Here is a 456-nt window from a genome sequence, read left to right on the forward strand (position 1 = left end):
GTTGGAATCCGGGCTCGCTTTCGGGCTGGTACGTGAGATGTTCTCCGAACCGATATGCGCCGCCGACAAAGACGAACTCGGCGCGTTGTTTGCCGGGGCGGCGGCGCTAGCCCGACCGGTTCTGGAGCCGGCGGTCGAGCAGGTCTTGGACGGGAGCCACGACTCGTTCGCCACTCTGCACGGACTTTATTGGTTTGTCGCCGGCCTGTGCAGTACGGCGCCGACACTGCTCGCAGTAGACGACGCGAGCCTGTCAAGTCTTTTGTGTAAGGCAGTTTGATTTTGGTCATAGGTGGGGGTTGATTCGGTCGGGGTAGACGAGGGCGAGTTGGGCGAGGGCTTGTTTCCAGCTGGTGGTGGTTTGGCCTTCGACGAGGTGCCCGTCGGCTTTGCGTTTGGCGCCGCGGCGGAGGCCGGTTTCCTTGGCGCGTTCGCGGGCTCGTTTGTCTTCGATGG

At 62.7% G+C, this 456-nt stretch carries 1 protein-coding gene and 1 pseudogene; one reads left to right on the forward strand and one right to left on the reverse strand.

The window, feature by feature from the left end; all coding sequences use genetic code 11:
- Nucleotides 1-280: hypothetical protein (locus FL344_RS39660; RefSeq protein WP_228565673.1), on the forward strand; the 280-nt coding region annotated here is incomplete at its 5' end.
- Between the two features lie 6 nt (nucleotides 281-286).
- Here FL344_RS39660 and FL344_RS38265 read toward each other — a convergent pair.
- A pseudogene (locus tag FL344_RS38265) lies at nucleotides 287-456 on the reverse strand (IS256 family transposase); the annotation flags it as partial.

Origin of the sequence: Myxococcus sp. AB036A, assembly GCF_006547355.1 — a bacterium.
In the GTDB taxonomy this organism is placed as follows: Bacteria; Myxococcota; Myxococcia; order Myxococcales; family Myxococcaceae; genus Myxococcus; species Myxococcus virescens.